Below are 17230 nucleotides of genomic sequence, written 5' to 3' on the forward strand. Positions count from 1 at the left end.
GATTTGACACCCCCCGCTCAATGGAAATTGTTCCGGATCCGAAATGGTCATCGGCCGGCCTCGCTCCATGCGATTTCGCAGCGCCGATGGATGGTGGCATCACGTTCGCCATCGGAGACGTCGAGGATGTCGTCGGCGTCAAGCGGGTCGCCGCATTGATGGCAGTGCTCGTCATACGGAGATGGGCCGTATTCGTGCCTCGCGTTCCTCGCACTCTCGCGCTTTGCCCCGTCTTGCGAGGGTTGCGAGGGTTGCGAGGATAAAATCCGGGCATCTCCAGGACGTGGTGTGATAGTCCATATCGCCACGTTCTTGTGGTTCCGACCGTCGTCGTGTTCGACTTGCCAACCGGCCTTGCGCATCACGGGCGCCTGTCGTTTTAGGCGCTGGGTAACGGCCCTCGCGTTTGCCGGCCAATCCCTCGGCGGTTTTTCCGGCTTGATCGTCCAGTCCAGTATCTCCGCGGAGGTGCCCGTGAACGGCCCCATCTTCGCAATGGCGGTTATGAAGGAATCGCCGGTCAGGGAGTCCGTCGCCAACTCGTTCTGCTTCTCGACGTAGACCTGCAAGCCGTTCGTGCCGAGGATCTCGTCGACGGCGGCGAGGATCAGGGCAAAATCTGCCATTCTCGGTTTCTTCCCCAGACTGACAGAGGGCAGGACGCGATTCACGCTCGCAGCCAGGTCCAGGATTGAACCAAGAATCCGGGGGTGGGCTACGCGGTACCGGGGCCACATTTCGGCCTCCGTGAGCCGCGCGTCTTCGCCGATCAGCCGGAAGTTGATCGTCATCAACCTTTCCGCCAAATCGCCGCGCACGGCCCGATGTCGATACCGTTGAGAATCAGGCAGCGCCGGAAAGCGAACACGTGCATGTCACCATCAGTGTAGAGCTTTCGGCGCACGTCGCCGTCACCTGTAACGGCCCGGCACATTGCATCCGACAGCCAGTCGGCGATCGCAGATATGTTGTCGATGCCGACGACCCAGGAGCCCGACGCCGCCGTTACCCAGGCCTCCCCATCTCGCGGTGGTTTCCGCAATGGAACCGGCGACGGGTCGAGGATCCCGGTCAGCGCCTTCGCCGCGGTACTCTTGCCCGAACCCTGCTCCCCTCCGATCGACAGGATGGGGTGCGGAATGTCGACATGTAGCGCGGCCACCAACCAGGCGAGGATCAGAGGGCGGTCTTCCGGGGCGACGTTGAGGTGCTGCCAAAGTTCTTCGACATCACTCCCGCCAACCGGATCAGGCAGGGCGGCCGTCAGTGCGGTGCGCCTGAACAGGACCGGCGGATTTGGTTCGACTGACCATCCTCCAGCACCTATTCGAACAACGCGCCCGGTCGCGTCGCCGAGATCGAGCAGTAGGTCACCTTCGAGTCGAGCTACTCGGAGATGAAGGGGAACAGGGTCGCCAGCCTGAGCGATGCCCTCCAGAACGAGTAGTGCGTCCGCGAGCGCCTGTTGTGGGGCGGCTCGCCCTGTCCGCTGGAAATACTCCCGGGACAATTCGCTCCGCAGGGAGGTTTTGCCGCCCCGGAGCATCTGAACCACCTTCGAGCCGGACTTCGGGACGCCGAATGTGTCGCCGGTATCCGAGACGCTGAATTCGTAAAGCGACTCGGCGATCTCGACGAGGATGGTCGAGGCCGACTTTTTGGAGGGCTTCTCTTCCCCGGCATCGATCTGCTCGACCAGCTTGTCTAGTTCGCCGTTCACGCTCTGAAATTCGGTCCAAGGCCCTTTAATGATGTCCTCGCTCATCGTGCGGCCTCCCAGCTGGAAGGAACCGCGGGATCGCCGCCGACGAACACAAAGCCATCGTGGACGTCACCTGGACGCGGAGGGCGTCGCCTGTCGGGCAGAACCTCCCGCCGGCGGGACGTTGAGGTAACCGCCGGCCCGTAATCCCAACCGCCCGCACGGCGGGCAGTCCGGAGGCGAAGCCACAGATACGCTTCGGCTTCGGTCAGTCCGCCCGCTTCGATCAGGTCGCCGAGTTCGCCGACGTCGGATTCAGTGATGATGTCGTGCTGGTCAGTCATCGCGACCTCCAGCGGCCGCCTGGACCGCCTTCATGGTGTCGTTGAGCAGACCCTCGGCTTCGTCGTCCGTCGTGACCGTGTACCCGTTGGGAGTAGCGGGCGGATCGACCTCGCGACGGTCGCGAATCGCCCAGATGACACCGGGGCGCTGGATCAGGTCGAGCAGGCGATTAGCGGCGTCTGGAGCCAGATCGCCGAGGATCTGGAAGATCTCCGTAGCTGCGTCTTCATCTTCCTGCCGGCGTCGTTCGGCGTCAGCTTCTCGCCGCCGCTGCTCACGATCTATTCGCCGCTCGTCTTCGGAGGTGAGTTTCCGACGCTGACGAATCCGCTTCCGGCTCAGCTCTGCTGCCATCTCTTCCGGAGAGGGGGCGACCGCTTCGGCGATTTCCTGTTTGATCTGTACCGGATCGACCGCGCGGCCCGCCTCCAGGTCGGCAACTACTCGGTCTCGGATCTGAGGTGGCGTCGACGGCGCGGCAAGCTTGTAGACGAGAGTCTGCGGCAGTTCCGAAATCGTTTCGGATTTATCGCGGAAGGCCAGTGCCGCCTGCATATAATTTTGCGCAGTTCGTTCAGTCCATCCGAACTCAGCCTTAAGCCAGGCGCCGAAGCGGCCATGCGGCAGCCGTTCCTTTACGGCGAGCAGGTCGCTTCCGGTTTCGATCAACATCCGGATCTGACTCTGGTGTCGTGCCCGGACCAGGAACGCCGCTTTCCTCGCGAAGTGGGCCGTGTCGGCGTCGATGATCGAGTAGTCGAAGGCGGCAGTGGTGGTGATATCAGTCATGCCGCGCCCCCTGGATTAGGGTCGCGCGTCGTGCCGCCCGCACGTCGGCGTACAGACCGACGATCAGGCCGTCAGGTGCGACCGAAACAATCGCACCGATGGGCAGCCAGGCCGGTTGAACCGGACTGACTTCTGGGCTATTTTGGGGGCTGATCTCGCTGCCGTGATGATCAAGTTTCTGAAGCCGGTTCCCGGTCGCCACCGGGGCCGGCTTCGCCATATTGGGGTGCCGCATGCTTCACGCGGCCTCCGTCGCGCCGAGATCCGGGCTGTTGGTCCGCTTTGCAGCGCGCGCCGCAGCAGCGGCTTGCGCCTTTAGGTTCGGGCGCCTGAGCAACCGCTCTATTCGATCGTCGGCGGCTTGCACAAATTCGCAAAGACGTCCGACGCTGCGTCCGCCTAGAGTGCGTACATCAACCACGAGGTCGCGCACCTGGGCGGGTGTAAGTGGCCGGCCGAGCGCGCGAAGGCATTCAGCTGCATGCTCGTAAGTGACGAGCGGATCGCGGCCGTCACGGTACTCGGTAAGTAGGCTGGCAATCGTAGCCGCCTCGATTTCCGCTGAACGTTCTGCTTTCTGGTTCATGCGTCACCTTTCTGTTGCCTGTGGCGCACGACGAAAAAGGGCGCCACCTGCGGTTACGGTGACGCCCCATTTAACGGCCCGAACGTAACGGGAAAATTCCCGGGGCTATTTCCAATTACGAGTTTCTTCGCCCGCGCTTGAGTGCGGCCCTAATGCCCGCCGCCCCCAGCCCCCTAAAGACCCTCGCCAAATCGCGATCGGCCCTGAAAGCTGCCCGAAGCGCGGTACCGCCGGTCAGCGGTTCCTGTGCCGCGACAGCGGCGGCTAGTCGTCGGTCTCGGTCAGCGGTTGGGCTCCCTCGCGATCGGCCGCGCCGCTTGGCGGACGTCGACAAAAACTTAATTTCGTCCGGTTCCAGTCGGGATTCGAGTGCGTCTACGTAAAAATCCGTTGCGATCCACACAAGTGAACGAGCGAGATCCAAATCGCCTGCGTCTAGTGCTCTCAGCCCATCCCGTGAGGCAAAGTGGGCCTCATACCAAGCAAGCCTTCCCGATGCGTGGTCATCACGAACCTGCCGCTCACCTGCCGGATCGCCATCCCACCACCCATTGGCTGTCTTCACGCGTTCTGCGCCTGCAGTTCGTTCGAATATCCGGACGAAACGGCGTCGCAACTGATCTTCTCGCATCATGACAATTCGCCTTGCAATTGCGTCACGGTTGCGACGCGCGCGGTTACGATGGCCTCCAACTTCGTTCCCCACGCATCTGCCAGCGGACGCAGCCGCGCCAGTCGCCGGCCGCGATCATAGGTTCGCGCAACGGTGCCTCCGACGCGATGTCCGATGAGCCGTTCCTCATCCTCGTATGCGCCGCCGTGGTCGATCTCGCCAAGATGCGTCCGCATCGTCCTCCGCAAGTCGTGCGCCGTGGCGTCGCTCGGCACTGGACTCCCCTTTGCGTCGGCGAGCGTTCGCCACGCTCGCGATACCGTGTTCGGCGACAACGGCGTCCCGCTCGGCTTCCCCGGAAAAACGTGCTCCCCATCACCCTGCGTCATCGCCTCCCGGAACAGGCGCGCGGCCAAGGGCGAGAGCGGTAGCACAAGGTCGCTCCCCTCTCGCCGATCCTTGGCGGTCATCTTGCGCCCGTCCTCCGCTGGAATCCGGATCGTCGGTCCATTGTCGCGGGCGCCGACAAGCGGAACCGGATCAAGATCCAGATCACGGACGCGGGTCAACGCTATGGCACCAATACGGAGCCCGGTCACAAGCGAAAGCATCAGCACAAGGCGCGGCGCCGGGCCGATCAAGGTGTCGGGGATGCCGTCTCGCAGAACAGGCCAGGTCACCCTGATTTCTGCTTCCGATAGGACGCGGCGCCGCGATACCAGCCGATGCCGCCCGGTGATCGGCAGATGGGCGGCAACTTGTGGGTCGATACCCTGCCATTCCCAGCCCGGCCGCGATGGCGTCCCCGGTCCGGCCTGCTTCCATAGGCCGGCGAGAAGTTGTGCGATGCGGATCGCCCGTGTCGTGCCCGCCGCGCCCTGCCGGCGTTGATCCCGGAGAAAACGGTCGATTAGCTCAGTCAACGCCTTGCGTTCAATCAACGCCATTGGCGCGTCGCCGATCTCGGCGCGGATCAAGGCGAAATCTCCCCGGAAATGTGCTCGCGTGCCCTCGGTCCAATCCTGCGAGCGTTCGTCGACGTAGCGGTCGATCGCGTCGGCAACCGTCTGCGATGATCCCGCTTCGACGTTCGACTGCCGTTTCGCTCGTTTGGCCGATACCGGGTCGACGCCATCCGCAATCCCTGCTTTGGCCTCCCCCGCCGCCGTACGCGCGGCGTTGATATCCATCTGCGCCAGATCACCGAGCGTCAGCCGCTTGCCGGCCGACCATCGGCCGTCCGGAAGTGGTAACTTGTAGTCCAATCGCCACCGCTGCGATCGGGCGCCAATGGCGAGACTTAGCCCCGGCACGCGGTCGTCGCGAAGGATGACCGACGCGCTGTTACCAGCGTCGACAGTGCGCATCGCCGCTTCTATCGATCGGCGGGTAATAGATGGGGATCGACCGGTCATACATGGGCTCCGATTGTGGGTTCTGTCGGAAAAAAATCGGAAAGAGTCGGAAACTCGCGCCTCTTTCGCCACCCTGTTACTTGGCTGTTATCCCCATGTATGTATTCTTTTTGTCCTTGAAACGCAACGGATTGTGACCCCCGTCAACAGGCCGGTAACAACCCACAAAAAGGCCCAGAAATGTACGGGCGCAGGTTCATGGGCGTCGAACGTTCAACCTTCCTCATCGACGGCGCGGGAACGGTCCGTAAGGTATGGCGTAAGGTGAAGGTTCCGGGTCACGCCGAGCAGGTACTTGACGCAGTCGAGGGGCTGTGACGGCGACGCGCGCATCTGTCCGCGCCGCCGTTCTGGCAAGGCCTTCTCTATCGGACCTCAGGCGGTCTCTTCGGCCGGTTCGTCCGCGGCGCCTTCGACGCGCTGCGCGAGCGAGGCTTCCATGAACTCGTCAAGATCGCCGTCGAGCACCGCCTGCGGGTTGGTGCTCTCCACTCCCGTCCTCATGTCCTTCACCAGCTGATAGGGCTGCAGCACGTAGGATCGGATCTGGTGCCCCCACCCGATGTCCGTCTTTGAGGCGGCTTCCGCCATCGCCTTTTCCTCGCGTTTCTGCAGTTCCAGTTCGTAGAGCCTGGACCGCAGCATCGCCCAGGCGGTCGCGCGGTTCTTGTGCTGCGAGCGCTCGTTCTGGCAGGCGACCACGATGCCGGTGGGAATGTGGGTCAGGCGAACGGCCGAATCGGTCGTATTGACGTGCTGGCCGCCGGCGCCGCTGGAGCGATAGGTGTCGACCCGCACGTCGGATTCGTTGACGTCGATGTCGATCGTGTCGTCAACCACCGGATAGACCCACACGGAGGCGAAGCTGGTGTGCCGGCGGGCGCTCGAGTCGTAGGGCGAAATCCGGACCAGGCGGTGGACGCCCGATTCAGTCTTCAGCCAGCCGTAGGCGTTGGGCCCGGTCATCTGCAGGGTCGCCGAACGGATACCGGCCTCCTCGCCGGCGTTGTAGCCGATTTCCTCGACCTTGTAGCCGTGCGCGCCGGCCCAGCGGGTGTACATGCGCAGCAGCATCTCGGCCCAGTCCTGGCTCTCGGTGCCGCCGGCCCCGGCATGAACCTCCAGGTAGCAGTCATTCTTGTCGGCTTCGCCGGACAGCAGTGTGCCGACCTGGCGCTTCAGGGCCTCGGCATGCAACGTCTTGAGGCCCTGGGCTGCTTCCGCGAGGACGCCTTCGTCGCCCTCCTCGTCGGCAAGCTCTATCATTCCGATGGAGTCCTCGAGCTCGCGCTCCAGACGCTCGATCGCGTCGATCCCGTCCTGAAGCTGCTGGCGCTCGCGCATCAGCGCCTGCGCCTTCTCGGGATCGTCCCAGAATGCGGGATCTTCGGCGTCGCGGTTCAGGTCATCGAGACGGGCAAGCGCGTTGTCCCAGTCAAAGATGCCTCCTTAGCAGGGTGATCGACTGACGAATCTCGTCGATGTACTGCTGGTGTTCGGCGCGCATGGCGGCTCCGTTGTTATTCGCGTGAGGTGGTTATGGTGGCTGCCGGCGGTCAGTACAAGCCGCCGGTTCCCGAGCGCACCGCCTGGTCGGCCTCCGGGCTCACCGTCAGCGGTTGCCCCATCTGGCTCTGATAGCCGATGACGGAATAGCTCTCCGGCGGGGCCTGACCCGGCTTGAACGCCTCCAGGATGACGTTCGAATCGTTGGGCCCGGCACGAAGCCCGGTGGTCGCGTTGATGCGCACGAGCTGGATGCCTGGCGGGACGCGGAAGGGTATCGCGGGCTTGTCCTCCAAGGCCACCTGGAAGAAGTCGCGCACCACCGGCGCGGCAACGCTGCCGCCGGTCATGCCCTTGCCGAGCGGTTTGGGCTGGTCGTAGCCGATATAGACGCCGACCGTGAGGTCCGGCGAGAAGCCCATGAACCAGGCGTCCTTTTCGTCGTTGGTGGTGCCGGTCTTGCCGGCGATCGGCTTCTCGACCGTCTTCAGGATGGTTGCCGTGCCGCGCTGGACGACGCCCTCGAGCATCGAGATGATCTGGTAATCGGTGTAGGGGTCCAGCACCTGCTCGCGGTTGTCGATCAGCTCCGGCTCGTCCTGGCCCTGCCACTTCTTTGCATTGCACTTCTCGCAGACGCGCTCGTCGTGCTTGTAGATGGTGCGTCCGTAGCGATCCTGGATGCGGTCGATCAGCGTCGGCGTGATCTTCCGGCCGCCATTGGCAAGCGTCGAATAGGCACCGGCCATCCTGAGCACGGTGGTCTCGCCGGCACCCAGTGCCATCGGCAGGTACGGCAGCAGGTCGTCGTAGATGCCGAACCGCTTGGCGTATTCGCGGATCACCGGCATGCCCATGTCCTGGGCCAGGCGCACCGTCATCACGTTCCGCGACTTCTCGATGCCGCGCCGCAAGGTCGACGGGCCTGCGAACTTGCCGCCGTAGTTCTGCGGACGCCAGATCTTGCCGCCCGAGACGATCTCGATCGGCGCGTCCAGCACCACGCTCGACGGCGTGTAGCCATTGTCGAGTGCGGCCGCGTAGATGAACGGCTTGAACGAAGAACCCGGCTGACGCATCGCCTGAGTGGCCCGATTGAACTCGCTTTCGGCGAAGCTGAAGCCGCCGACCATTGCCAGCACGCGACCGGTATGCGGGTCCATCGCAACGAGGGCGCCGGAAACCTTCGGCACCTGCTGCAGCTCGAACTCGCCTTCCCTGACGTTGCCTTCCTCGTCGGTCGCCGGAGAGACGTAGAAGACGTCACCGGGCTTGAGGATGTCGCCGGGCTTCTTGCCTGCCCACTTCATCTGTTCGTAGGGGATCCGGCCGACATCCCGCTGCTCACTGAACTTGCCGGACGGCAGCTTGGCCGGGCGCAGGCCGATGACGGCCCCGTCGTCCTCGACCTTGAGCGCCACGGCAAGACGCCAGGGCTCCACGTCGCTGAGCGGTTCGACCGCACCGACCGCGACCCCCCAGTCGCCGGTGATATCCACGGTCTCCATGGCGCCGCGCCAGCCGCGGGTGCGGTCGTATCGGATCAGACCGGCGACCAGCGCCTTGCGGCCCTCGACCTGCAGCTTGGGATCGAGCGTCGAGCGCACCGACAGGCCGCCCTTGTAAAGACCGTCCTCGCCATAGAGTTCGTAGAGCTTGCGGCGCACCTCCTCGGCGAAATAGTCGGCCGCAGCCAGTTGCGCACCGGTCGGACGAAGCGTCACTTCCAGTGGCGAACTGCGGGCGGTCTCGGCCTCCTCCGGCGTGATGAAGCCATTCTCCTCCATCCGGTCGATCACCCAGTTGCGGCGCTCGATGGCGCGCTCGGGCTGACGGAAGGGATGGTAGTTGTTCGGGGCCTTCGGCAGGGCGGCGAGATAGGCTGCCTCGGCAATGGTCAGCGCATCCACCGACTTGTCGAAATAGATCAGCGCGGCCGCGGCGATACCGTAGGCGCCAAGACCGAGATAGATTTCGTTGAGGTACAGCTCGAGGATCTGGTCCTTGGAAAAGGCGTTCTCGATCCTCAGCGCCAGCAGCGCCTCCTTGATCTTGCGCTCGTAGGATTTCTCGCTCGACAGCAGGAAGTTCTTGGCGACCTGCTGGGTAATCGACGAGCCGCCGACCAGGCTGCGATTGCCGCCCGAAATCATGTTCTGGACGTTTTCCGCGGCGGCACGGCCGATGCCGACCGGATCGATGCCGAAGTGCGAGTAGAAGTTCTTGTCTTCCGCCGACAGGAACGCCTCGATCACCTGCTTCGGCACGCCCTGGATCGGCATGAACAGGCGGCGCTCGACGGCATATTCGGCCATCAGCTCGCCGTCCGCGGCATGGACGCGCGTCATGACCGGCGGCTCGTACTCGCGCAGGCTCGCGTAATCCGGCAGGTCACCGGAGACCTTCCAGAGCATGTAGCCCGCCGCGGCCGACACGACGAGGAACACGATGACGCCCGCCGTGAACAGAAAACCCAAGAATCTCAGAAGCATATCAGGCTACCGCCAGTTCTCGCATGCATTCGGGCGCAGCGCCTTGCCGACCGCCCGCGTGGGCTATTCCGCGACGCCCCCGTGTGCGCGGTATTCCTTGCCGATGCTCATACCCGGTTATTTTCGTCCGATCAAATCGCCTTTGGCGACGATCAACGGTACGGGCATGACCAAATTGTGACCCGCTCCTCCGGCCAGGCTGCGTGCCGCTTCAGAACGGGGCGCGCGCGTGGCGTTCGCCGAAATACTGCGCGACCGCATTGGCGACGGAATCGGCAATCTTGTGCTGCCATTCCTCGTCGAGCAGGTGCTTTTCGTCCTCGGGATTCGTCAGGTATCCCAACTCAAGCAGCACCGAAGGGACGTCATGGGCCTTGAGGACCCGGAATCCCGCGGAACGGTGGGGATTCTTCACCACGCCTGTGTGTCCCTTCAGTTCCTCCACCAGCGTGCGCGCGAAGAAAACCGCGTAGTTCTTCGTCTCCCGCTGGACGAGATCGATGAGGATGTCGGCCACGGCGTCGGTTTCCCCGGTCAGGTCGACTCCGGCGATGGCGTCGGACCGGTTCTCCTGTTCCGCCAGCGCCGCGGCCACGCCGTCGGACGCCCGTTCCGACAGCGTATAGATGGTCGCGCCGCTGACCGTGCCCGTGGCGACCGAATCGGCATGCACCGAGATCAGCAGGGACGCCTTGTGGTTGCGGGCGATGTTGACCCGCTCGGCCAGCGGAATGAATTCGTCGTCGTCGCGAGTCAGATGGACCTCGAACCGGCCCGACTTCCCGAGCGATTCCTCGAGGCGCTTGGAGAACGCGAGGACAACATCCTTTTCCAGCGTTCCGCTGCGGCTGCGGGCACCGGGATCTATCCCGCCGTGGCCGGGATCGATTACCACGACGATCTCGCGGCTCCCCGAAGCGCCGCCGGGACGAACGGCTTCGTGCCCGGACACCGGCGGCGACGAGGCGACGGGCTGCCGCGGCGGCTGCAACGCCAGTTCGGCGAGGAAGTCTTCGCGAGTCGTCTCGACCATGTCCACCACGAGACGCGCCGGCTGATCGTCCACGGCATCGACGACGAAGGCCTTGTCGACCTGCACCGGCCCGGACGTATCGAGCACGATTCGCGACTTGCCGGGACCGATCAGCCCAAACCGATAGGCGTTGACGAGACCGCGCCCCGCCCGGCCCTCCGCGGCATCGAGCTTGAACTCGGTTTCCGGGAGGTCGACGACGATCCGGTAGGGATCAGCGAGCGCGAACACTCCGAACGCCACGTGACGATCGACGTCCACGACGAAGCGGGTCCGCTTCTCGTCGCCGGCCAGCCTCGAGCCGGTCGCAACGACGAGGCCCGCCGCAGTGTCATCGACGGAGCCTGCCGAATCCTCTTCGGCAAGAGCGGCTGGCGCGGACCATGCCAGCGCCAGACCCACGAGCGCCCCGATAGATCCTGTCTTGAAAACCGTCGCAAACACCGGCCAGCGACCCCAGCAGCAATCGGGCTTCGATCCATAATGCGTAAATCAAGGCGAGAATTATAGGCGCAGGGTTAATCGGATGTTGACGGCGGGCGCGGAAAAATTCCGGAATGTGGCCGCGGCAACACAACCCTTGCAAAGTCAGCCGCCGACCCATTAATAACAATTCAGGTTTCGAATTCGCGTCTCTGGCCTCGAGCCATTGCGGAGATATCTGCTTCCTCCGCAAGGGACCCTTCCAGATCGCCGGGCAGCCAGGCAATAGTGCCGCGGCAAAGCTGCCCCGCCCGGTCCCCGCTCCGAACAACCGCTGGAGGTCGAATCAGCCACCGCAGCGCCGATTGCGCGCGGTACCTGTCAACGGTTGCGGCGTTGCCACGCCAAGACCAAACGGACGCACTAAAGTCTTGATTCCAGGCGTCCAGCCCAACCCATCCTCCGGTCAAGCCCGGCAGGATCGAACGAGAGTTGCGGATGTTCGGGATTGAAGTGCCACCGGCCAGCGTAGCGCCATCAGGCGCCGCACTGCATTACCCGGCCGGGACGGCGAACGTGCCGACCATCCGATTCGTCGTTTCCGAGAGGCCATCGGCGCCCGGAACACCAACCCCAGGACACACGCGATCGCACGCCCCTTTCCGGACTGACCGGACCAGGGCCGCGTCGGCGTCGCCTGTCGTCCTCCACAATTCAGAGTTGAGACAATGCCAACCAAGATGCTTATCGATGCGGCGCATCCCGAGGAGACCCGGGTCGTCGTCGTCCGCGACAACAAGGTCGAGGAGTTCGATTTCGAGGCCGCCAACCGTCGGCAGCTCCGCGGCAATATCTATCTGGCCAAGGTCACCCGCGTAGAGCCCTCCCTGCAGGCCGCCTTCATCGACTACGGCGGCAATCGGCACGGGTTTCTCGCCTTCAGTGAAATCCATCCCGACTACTACCAGATCCCCTACGCTGACCGGCAGGCGCTGATCGAGGCCGACGAAGCCGACCGTGCCTCGGACGATGCCGAGGAGAACGGGGAGGAGGCCGGCGAGGCGTCCGAGAATCCCGCCGCCGCAAATGGCGACGGCGAGTCGGACGCGGAGCCCGAGGCTTCCGGCGCAACCGTCGAGGAAGTCGCAACTTCGGAGGACGATTCCGTCGAATCCGTCGGCGGCGACGATGCGATGGAAGAGGTGCCGGTCCGCAAGTCGCGACCGCGCCGGACATACAAGATCCAGGAAGTCATCAAGAAGCGGCAGGTCCTGCTCGTGCAGGTCGTCAAGGAAGAGCGCGGCAACAAGGGCGCCGCGCTCACCACCTACCTGTCGCTTGCCGGCCGCTATTCGGTACTGATGCCCAATACGGCCCGCGGCGGCGGCATATCCCGCAAGATCGTCAATTCGACCGACCGCAAGCGCCTCAAGGGCATCGCCGGTGAGCTCGAGGTGCCCGAGGGGATGGGCGTCATCCTGCGCACGGCGGGCGCGGCCCGCACCAAGACGGAGATCAAGCGGGACTTCGAATACCTGTTGCGCCTCTGGGAGAATGTCCGCGAGCTGACGCTCAAGTCCGTCGCACCGACGCTCGTCTACGAGGAAGGCAGCCTCGTCAAGCGCGCGATCCGCGACCTGTACACCAAGGACATCGACCAGGTCCTCGTGGCCGGCGACCAGGCGTACCGCGAGGCCAAGGACTTCATGCGCATGCTCATGCCGAGCCATGCCAAGAACATCCAGCCCTACCGCGACCCCGAACCGATCTTCGCCAAGACCCGGATCGAGGCGCAGCTCGACGCCATGTTCAGCCCGCAGGTGACGCTGAAGTCCGGCGGCTACATCGTGCTCAACCAGACCGAGGCGCTGGTTTCGATCGACGTCAACTCGGGGCGTTCGACCCGCGAGCACAATATCGAGGACACCGCGCTCAAGACGAACCTGGAGGCCGCCGACGAAGTGGCCCGCCAGTTGCGCCTCCGCGATCTCGCCGGCCTGATCGTCATCGACTTCATCGACATGGACGAGAAGCGCAACAACCGCGCTGTCGAACGGCGGATGAAGGACGCGCTGCGCCACGACCGGGCCCGCATTCAGGTCGGCCGCATCAGCCATTTCGGCCTGCTCGAGATGTCCCGGCAGCGGATTCGCTCCGGCGTCCTGGAATCCACCATGCAGCCCTGCCCCCATTGCGAGGGCACCGGCCGCATCCGGTCGATCGAGTCGGTCGCGCTGCACCTGCTGCGGACCATCGAGAACGAGCTGCTCAAGGGCAAGCCGACCGATCTCAAGGTTCGCACCCGGACGGGAGTGGCGCTCTACGTCCTCAACCAGAAGCGCACCCACCTGCGCGAACTCGAAACCCGCTTCTCCGTCATCATTTCGATCGATGCCGACGAAAGCGTCGGCTCCTCGGCCGTGGAGATCGAGAAGGGAGAGCCGGCCCGCGCGGCGGAACGCGACACCGTCGTCCGGCCGATCTCCGTGGTCCCGGGCGAGGACGAGGTTGAAGACGACGTCCAGGCTGCGGACGACGAGGCCGACGACACGCAGGCCGGCCGTTCCGAGGAAGACAGCGGCCCGAAGCGCCGGCGGCGCAGGCGGCGCAGGCGCGGATCGGGCGGCGAATCGGCCTCCGACTCCCAGGCGGACGCCGGCCAGGAAGCCTCCGGCGACCAGCAGGCCGCCGAGGCGGAGTCGGCTGACACCGATGACGACGAGAGTGCCGAAAAGGAGGGCGGCGGGTCGTCCGGCAGCCGCCGGCGCCGGCGCGGCAGGCGCGGCGGACGCCGCCACCGCAACGAGTCCCCGGCGACCGCCGCCGAGGCGGACGAAGCGGCAAGTTCCGGCGACCGGCCCGATGTCGTGGCGCCGTCGTCCTGGGAACCCGCAACGGTGACCGAACCGCAGCAGGCGGACGAGCCGGCCAAAGCCGCCGCGGAACCGGAGGCGGCCGTCGAAACGGAATCAGCGGACGAGACCGCAGAGACCGCACCGGAAACGCCCGAAAAGAAGCCCGCCCCCCGCAAGCGGGCCCCTCGCCGGTCGCGCGCCAAGGCCGCCCAGGAGGCCGAGCCGGCGTCCGCGGCTGCCGATGCCGACCCGGTGACGGCGGACTCGGACACCGCCGATGCCGAAATCGCGGAGGTCGGCGAGGTGCCTGCGGCCCCCGCCGACGAGCTGGCGCAGACTGAGCCCGCGGATGGCGACGCCGCCGAGCCGGCTCCTGTCGAGCCGGAGCCCGAGCAGGAGCCCGAGCCCGAAAAGGTGGCCGAGCCGGTCGCCGCCGAAGCCGTGGACGGCGAGACCGGGCCGGAGACGGCCGAGGAACCGGCCGCCGCCGAGGAAAAGCCTGTCGTCCAGGACACCGCGCCGAGCGCTCCTCCGCGCCGCGGCTGGTGGCGGCGGCGGACCACGGCCGGCGAATAGCCCGCTAGCGCTTCAGCCAGTCGCCGAGCCTGTCGACCGCCGCCTCGATGTCGGCGGTCGCTCCGGCAAAGGAAAAGCGCAGGAACCGGCTCCCCCTGTCGGGATCGAAGTCGAGGCCCGGCGTCGTCGCGACGCCGGCCTCGTGCAGCATGCGTTCGGCGAAATCGAGCGAGTCGTTGGTGAAGCGGCTGACGTCGACATAGGCGTAGAAGGCGCCGTCCATCGGCAGGATCCGGTCGAACCCGAGCCGCGGCAGCGCTTCGGCGAGGATCTCGCGGTTGCGGGCGTAGACAGCCTTGTTGCGCTCCAGTTCGTCGACGCAATCGAAGGCGGCGATGGCGGCGACCTGCGACAGCGCCGGCGGCGATATGTAGATGTTCTGCGCCAGCCGCTCGACGGGCCGCACCAGCCGCTCGGGCACCACCATCCAGCCGATCCGCCAGCCGGTCATGCAGTAGTATTTCGAGAAGCTGTTGATGACGATCGCGTCGTCGTCGTGCTGCAGGGCGGTGTCGCAGGCGCCGCCGTAGGTCAGGCCGTGATAGATCTCGTCGGAGATGAACCACATGCCGCGATCGCGGGCGCCGGCCAGCAGCGCTTCCATTGCATCGGGCTCGAGCATCGTGCCGCTCGGGTTGGCCGGGCTGGCGACCAGCATTCCCTGCAGGGGCGCAACCGCGGACGCATCGTCCAGCATGGCCGCGGTCGGCGCCCAGCGCGACGCTTCGGTGGTTTCCAGCCAGACCGTTTCGAGGCCGAGCCCGCTCAGGATGTTGCGATAGGCCGGGTAGCCGGGAGCGGCGAGTGCGATCCGGTCGCCGGCCTCGAAGCAGGCCAGGAAGGCCAGCACGAAGGCGGCGGAGGATCCCGTCGTGACGACGATCCTGTCCGGCGCGACACGAACGCCGTAGGTTTCGAGGTAGTGGCGGGCGATGCGTTCGCGCAGCGGCGTCGTGCCGAGCGCCTCCGTGTAGCCGATGCTGCCGCCCGTCAGGGCCTCGGCGACGGCGGCGCGCACGCCGGCCGGCGTCGGGGCTCCGGGCTGCCCGACCTCCAGGTGCAGGATGTGCCGGCCCTGTCGTTCGAGATTGCGCGCATCGCGCAGCACGTCCATCGCGATGAACGGCGCCACGTCCGAGCGTCTGGACGGCATCGGCGGCCCGTGCCGGAGTATCCGCTCGTCGCCGCTCACCTTGTCGTGCATCCATTTTCCCCTGCGTGGGGGCTCTCGCACCGCATCTGCGGCGCGACAGCCGGCTGCGGCCACCCTGTCGCCGCAATTTCCGCCTTGTGGTAGCCGACCGGGAGCACAGGGTCCACATCGCGCGCACCGGACCGGTTTTATCGGCGCCGGGAGGAAAGCTGCAGCAGCCGGCAAGGGCCGCCGTTGCGTTTGACCGCGACGACTGCTGATCCTACCTTGCTGGCGTTCAGGGAGAAGGTCCGCCATGCCATCAGGGGCAATGCCAATCGAGACTGCGCCGCGTCGACAGATACGGCCCGGTCCAACCGGATTTTTGGGCACCGGCCGGCTCGCCCGCGGCGCCGTTGCGGCCGTCGCCGCCGTGGCACTGACTGTCGCCCCGGCCGCCGCGCAGCGGGGCGGATTCATCCGCGACGCGGAGATCGAGGCGCTGCTGAGCGACTACGCCACGCCGATCATCCGCGCCGCCGGCGTCGGCACCTCCGCAGTCAACATCTATCTGGTCGGTTCGACGGCCTTCAACGCGTTCGTCGCCGACGGGCGCCGCATCTTCATCAATTCCGGCGTGCTGATGCAGGCCGACACTCCCAACGAGGTTATCGGCGTTCTGGCGCACGAAACCGGCCATATCGCCGGCGGCCACCTGGCCCGCATGCGTCTGGAACTCCAGAACGCGCAGGCGATGGCGATACTCGGGATGCTGCTTGGCGCCGGCGCGATGGCCGCAGGCGCCATGGCCGGTGACGCCGGCGCCGGCGCCCAGGCCGGCCAGGCCATGATGATGGGCAGCCAGCACGCCCTGCAGCGCTCGCTGCTCAGCTACCAGCGCGGCGAGGAAGCGGCGGCCGACCGGTCGGCGGTCAACTATCTGAATGCCACGGAGCAGTCTTCGAAGGGCATGCTGACGACGTTCGCCAGTCTGGCCGACCAGTCGTTCCTGTCGACGAAGTACGTCGACCCCTACGCCCAGAGCCATCCGATGCCGCGCGAACGTATCGCGGCGCTCGAGAAGCTCGCCCAGGAGAGCCCGTACTTCGAAAAGCAGGATCCGCCGCAGCTGCAGCATCGCCACGACCTGGCGCGGGCCAAGCTCACCGGCTACCTGGAGCACCCCAGTTCCGTCAACCGTCGCTATCCGCCCTCCGACAAGAGCCTTCCCGCCGTCTATGCCCGCACGATCGCGCTGATGCAGTCGGGCAACTATCGCGACGCGATGGCCGGAGCGGACGCACTGCTGCGGGTTGAGCCGTCAAACCCTTATTTCTGGGAGTTGAAGGCAGACCTGTTCGTGAAGTCGGGGCGGCCGCGCGACGCAATCGGCCCGTACCAGAAAGCCGTCTCGATGGCTCCGCACCCGGGACTGATCCGGGTGGCGCTCGGCGGCGCCATGGTTGCCGCCGACGATCCCTCCCTTCTTCAGCAGGGCATCAAGCAGCTCAACCAGGGGCTCCAGGAGGAACCCGACTTTGCCGCAGGATACCGGCATCTGGCCATCGCCTACGGCAAGGCGGGACAGGTGCCCGAGGCCGAGCTTGCGACGGCCCAGGAATATTTCACCCGCGGCGACTACGAACTTGCCCAGCGGTTCGCCGGTCGCGCCCAGCAGGGCCTCGCGCGGGGGTCGCCCGCGTGGCTGAGGGCTGACGATATTTTGAACTACAAGCCGCCGCGCTCGTGATAAGCCCACGGCG

13 protein-coding genes and 1 pseudogene are annotated in these 17230 nt (G+C 65.5%); 3 read left to right on the forward strand and 11 right to left on the reverse strand.

Annotation, left to right across the window (positions count from 1 at the left end):
• Positions 1 to 47: 47 nt before the first annotated feature.
• From V3328_RS18395 to V3328_RS18425, 7 genes are all read right to left on the reverse strand, one after another.
• Positions 48 to 791: a hypothetical protein gene (locus tag V3328_RS18395; RefSeq protein WP_340331157.1), complete on the reverse strand. Its 744-nt coding sequence runs from the start codon at positions 789 to 791 to the stop codon at positions 48 to 50.
• Positions 791 to 1765 (reverse strand): hypothetical protein, encoded by a 975-nt coding sequence (locus V3328_RS18400; protein ID WP_340331158.1) that lies wholly within the window; start codon positions 1763 to 1765, stop codon positions 791 to 793. Before V3328_RS18400 ends, V3328_RS18395 begins: the two co-directional genes overlap by 1 nt.
• Positions 1762 to 2046, reverse strand: coding sequence for a hypothetical protein (locus V3328_RS18405; protein ID WP_340331159.1), 285 nt, complete (start codon positions 2044 to 2046; stop codon positions 1762 to 1764). The genes V3328_RS18400 and V3328_RS18405 overlap by 4 nt, the downstream gene beginning before the upstream one ends.
• On the reverse strand, positions 2039 to 2836 hold the full coding sequence (locus V3328_RS18410) for a DUF3102 domain-containing protein (protein ID WP_340331160.1): 798 nt from the start codon (positions 2834 to 2836) through the stop codon (positions 2039 to 2041). Before V3328_RS18410 ends, V3328_RS18405 begins: the two co-directional genes overlap by 8 nt.
• Positions 2829 to 3056: a hypothetical protein gene (locus tag V3328_RS18415; protein ID WP_340331161.1), complete on the reverse strand. Its 228-nt coding sequence runs from the start codon at positions 3054 to 3056 to the stop codon at positions 2829 to 2831. The genes V3328_RS18410 and V3328_RS18415 overlap by 8 nt, the downstream gene beginning before the upstream one ends.
• Before the next feature lie 18 nt (positions 3057 to 3074).
• Positions 3075 to 3422 carry a hypothetical protein gene (locus tag V3328_RS18420; RefSeq protein ID WP_340331162.1) on the reverse strand — a complete coding sequence of 116 codons (348 nt, stop codon included), beginning with the start codon at positions 3420 to 3422 and terminating at the stop codon, positions 3075 to 3077.
• A gap of 630 nt (positions 3423 to 4052) precedes the next feature.
• Positions 4053 to 5450: a tyrosine-type recombinase/integrase gene (locus tag V3328_RS18425; protein WP_340331163.1), complete on the reverse strand. Its 1398-nt coding sequence runs from the start codon at positions 5448 to 5450 to the stop codon at positions 4053 to 4055.
• 180 nt (positions 5451 to 5630) lie between these two features.
• On the opposite strand from V3328_RS18425, the pseudogene V3328_RS18430 reads away from it, so the two are divergent.
• Positions 5631 to 5768, forward strand: a pseudogene (locus V3328_RS18430) (peroxiredoxin); the annotation flags it as partial.
• A gap of 57 nt (positions 5769 to 5825) precedes the next feature.
• Here V3328_RS18430 and prfB read toward each other — a convergent pair.
• The 3 genes from prfB to V3328_RS18445 form a co-directional block, all read right to left on the reverse strand.
• A protein-coding gene (prfB, locus tag V3328_RS18435; RefSeq protein ID WP_340331164.1) for a peptide chain release factor 2 occupies positions 5826 to 6957 on the reverse strand; the annotation gives its coding sequence in 2 pieces (ribosomal slippage) (positions 5826 to 6887 and positions 6889 to 6957; 1131 coding nt in all).
• A gap of 49 nt (positions 6958 to 7006) precedes the next feature.
• A complete protein-coding gene (locus V3328_RS18440) occupies positions 7007 to 9448 on the reverse strand; it encodes a penicillin-binding protein 1A (RefSeq protein ID WP_340331165.1) in 2442 nt (813 codons plus the stop codon).
• 211 nt (positions 9449 to 9659) lie between these two features.
• Positions 9660 to 10925: an N-acetylmuramoyl-L-alanine amidase gene (locus tag V3328_RS18445; protein ID WP_340331166.1), complete on the reverse strand. Its 1266-nt coding sequence runs from the start codon at positions 10923 to 10925 to the stop codon at positions 9660 to 9662.
• Between the two features lie 707 nt (positions 10926 to 11632).
• Between V3328_RS18445 and V3328_RS18450 the strand changes: the two genes are divergently transcribed.
• The gene (locus tag V3328_RS18450; RefSeq protein WP_340331167.1) at positions 11633 to 14335 is read left to right on the forward strand and encodes an Rne/Rng family ribonuclease; all 2703 of its coding nucleotides are present in this window, start codon (positions 11633 to 11635) and stop codon (positions 14333 to 14335) included.
• 4 nt (positions 14336 to 14339) lie between these two features.
• Here V3328_RS18450 and V3328_RS18455 read toward each other — a convergent pair whose 3' ends face one another.
• The gene (locus V3328_RS18455) at positions 14340 to 15539 is read right to left on the reverse strand and encodes a pyridoxal phosphate-dependent aminotransferase (RefSeq protein ID WP_340331168.1); all 1200 of its coding nucleotides are present in this window, start codon (positions 15537 to 15539) and stop codon (positions 14340 to 14342) included.
• A gap of 361 nt (positions 15540 to 15900) precedes the next feature.
• On the opposite strand from V3328_RS18455, the gene V3328_RS18460 reads away from it, so the two are divergent.
• Complete coding sequence (locus tag V3328_RS18460) at positions 15901 to 17217, forward strand: M48 family metalloprotease (protein WP_340331169.1); 1317 nt, start codon at positions 15901 to 15903, stop codon at positions 17215 to 17217.
• Positions 17218 to 17230 lie beyond the last annotated feature (13 nt).

The sequence above is a fragment of the Microbaculum marinum genome, assembly GCF_037855135.1.
GTDB classification, from domain to species: Bacteria; Pseudomonadota; Alphaproteobacteria; order Rhizobiales; family Tepidamorphaceae; genus Microbaculum; species Microbaculum marinum.

Excerpts from the sequence above, each read along its gene's own strand:
- V3328_RS18400 (WP_340331158.1), bottom strand. The coding sequence starts at position 1,765 with ATGAGCGAGGACATCATTAAAGGGCCTTGGACCGAATTTCAGAGCGTG.
- V3328_RS18455 (WP_340331168.1), bottom strand. The coding sequence starts at position 15,539 with ATGCACGACAAGGTGAGCGGCGACGAGCGGATACTCCGGCACGGGCCG.
- V3328_RS18425 (WP_340331163.1), bottom strand. The coding sequence starts at position 5,450 with ATGACCGGTCGATCCCCATCTATTACCCGCCGATCGATAGAAGCGGCG.
- V3328_RS18415 (WP_340331161.1), bottom strand. The coding sequence starts at position 3,056 with ATGGCGAAGCCGGCCCCGGTGGCGACCGGGAACCGGCTTCAGAAACTT.
- V3328_RS18410 (WP_340331160.1), bottom strand. The coding sequence starts at position 2,836 with ATGACTGATATCACCACCACTGCCGCCTTCGACTACTCGATCATCGAC.
- V3328_RS18405 (WP_340331159.1), bottom strand. The coding sequence starts at position 2,046 with ATGACTGACCAGCACGACATCATCACTGAATCCGACGTCGGCGAACTC.
- V3328_RS18440 (WP_340331165.1), bottom strand. The coding sequence starts at position 9,448 with ATGCTTCTGAGATTCTTGGGTTTTCTGTTCACGGCGGGCGTCATCGTG.
- V3328_RS18450 (WP_340331167.1), top strand. The coding sequence starts at position 11,633 with ATGCCAACCAAGATGCTTATCGATGCGGCGCATCCCGAGGAGACCCGG.
- V3328_RS18420 (WP_340331162.1), bottom strand. The coding sequence starts at position 3,422 with ATGAACCAGAAAGCAGAACGTTCAGCGGAAATCGAGGCGGCTACGATT.
- V3328_RS18395 (WP_340331157.1), bottom strand. The coding sequence starts at position 791 with ATGACGATCAACTTCCGGCTGATCGGCGAAGACGCGCGGCTCACGGAG.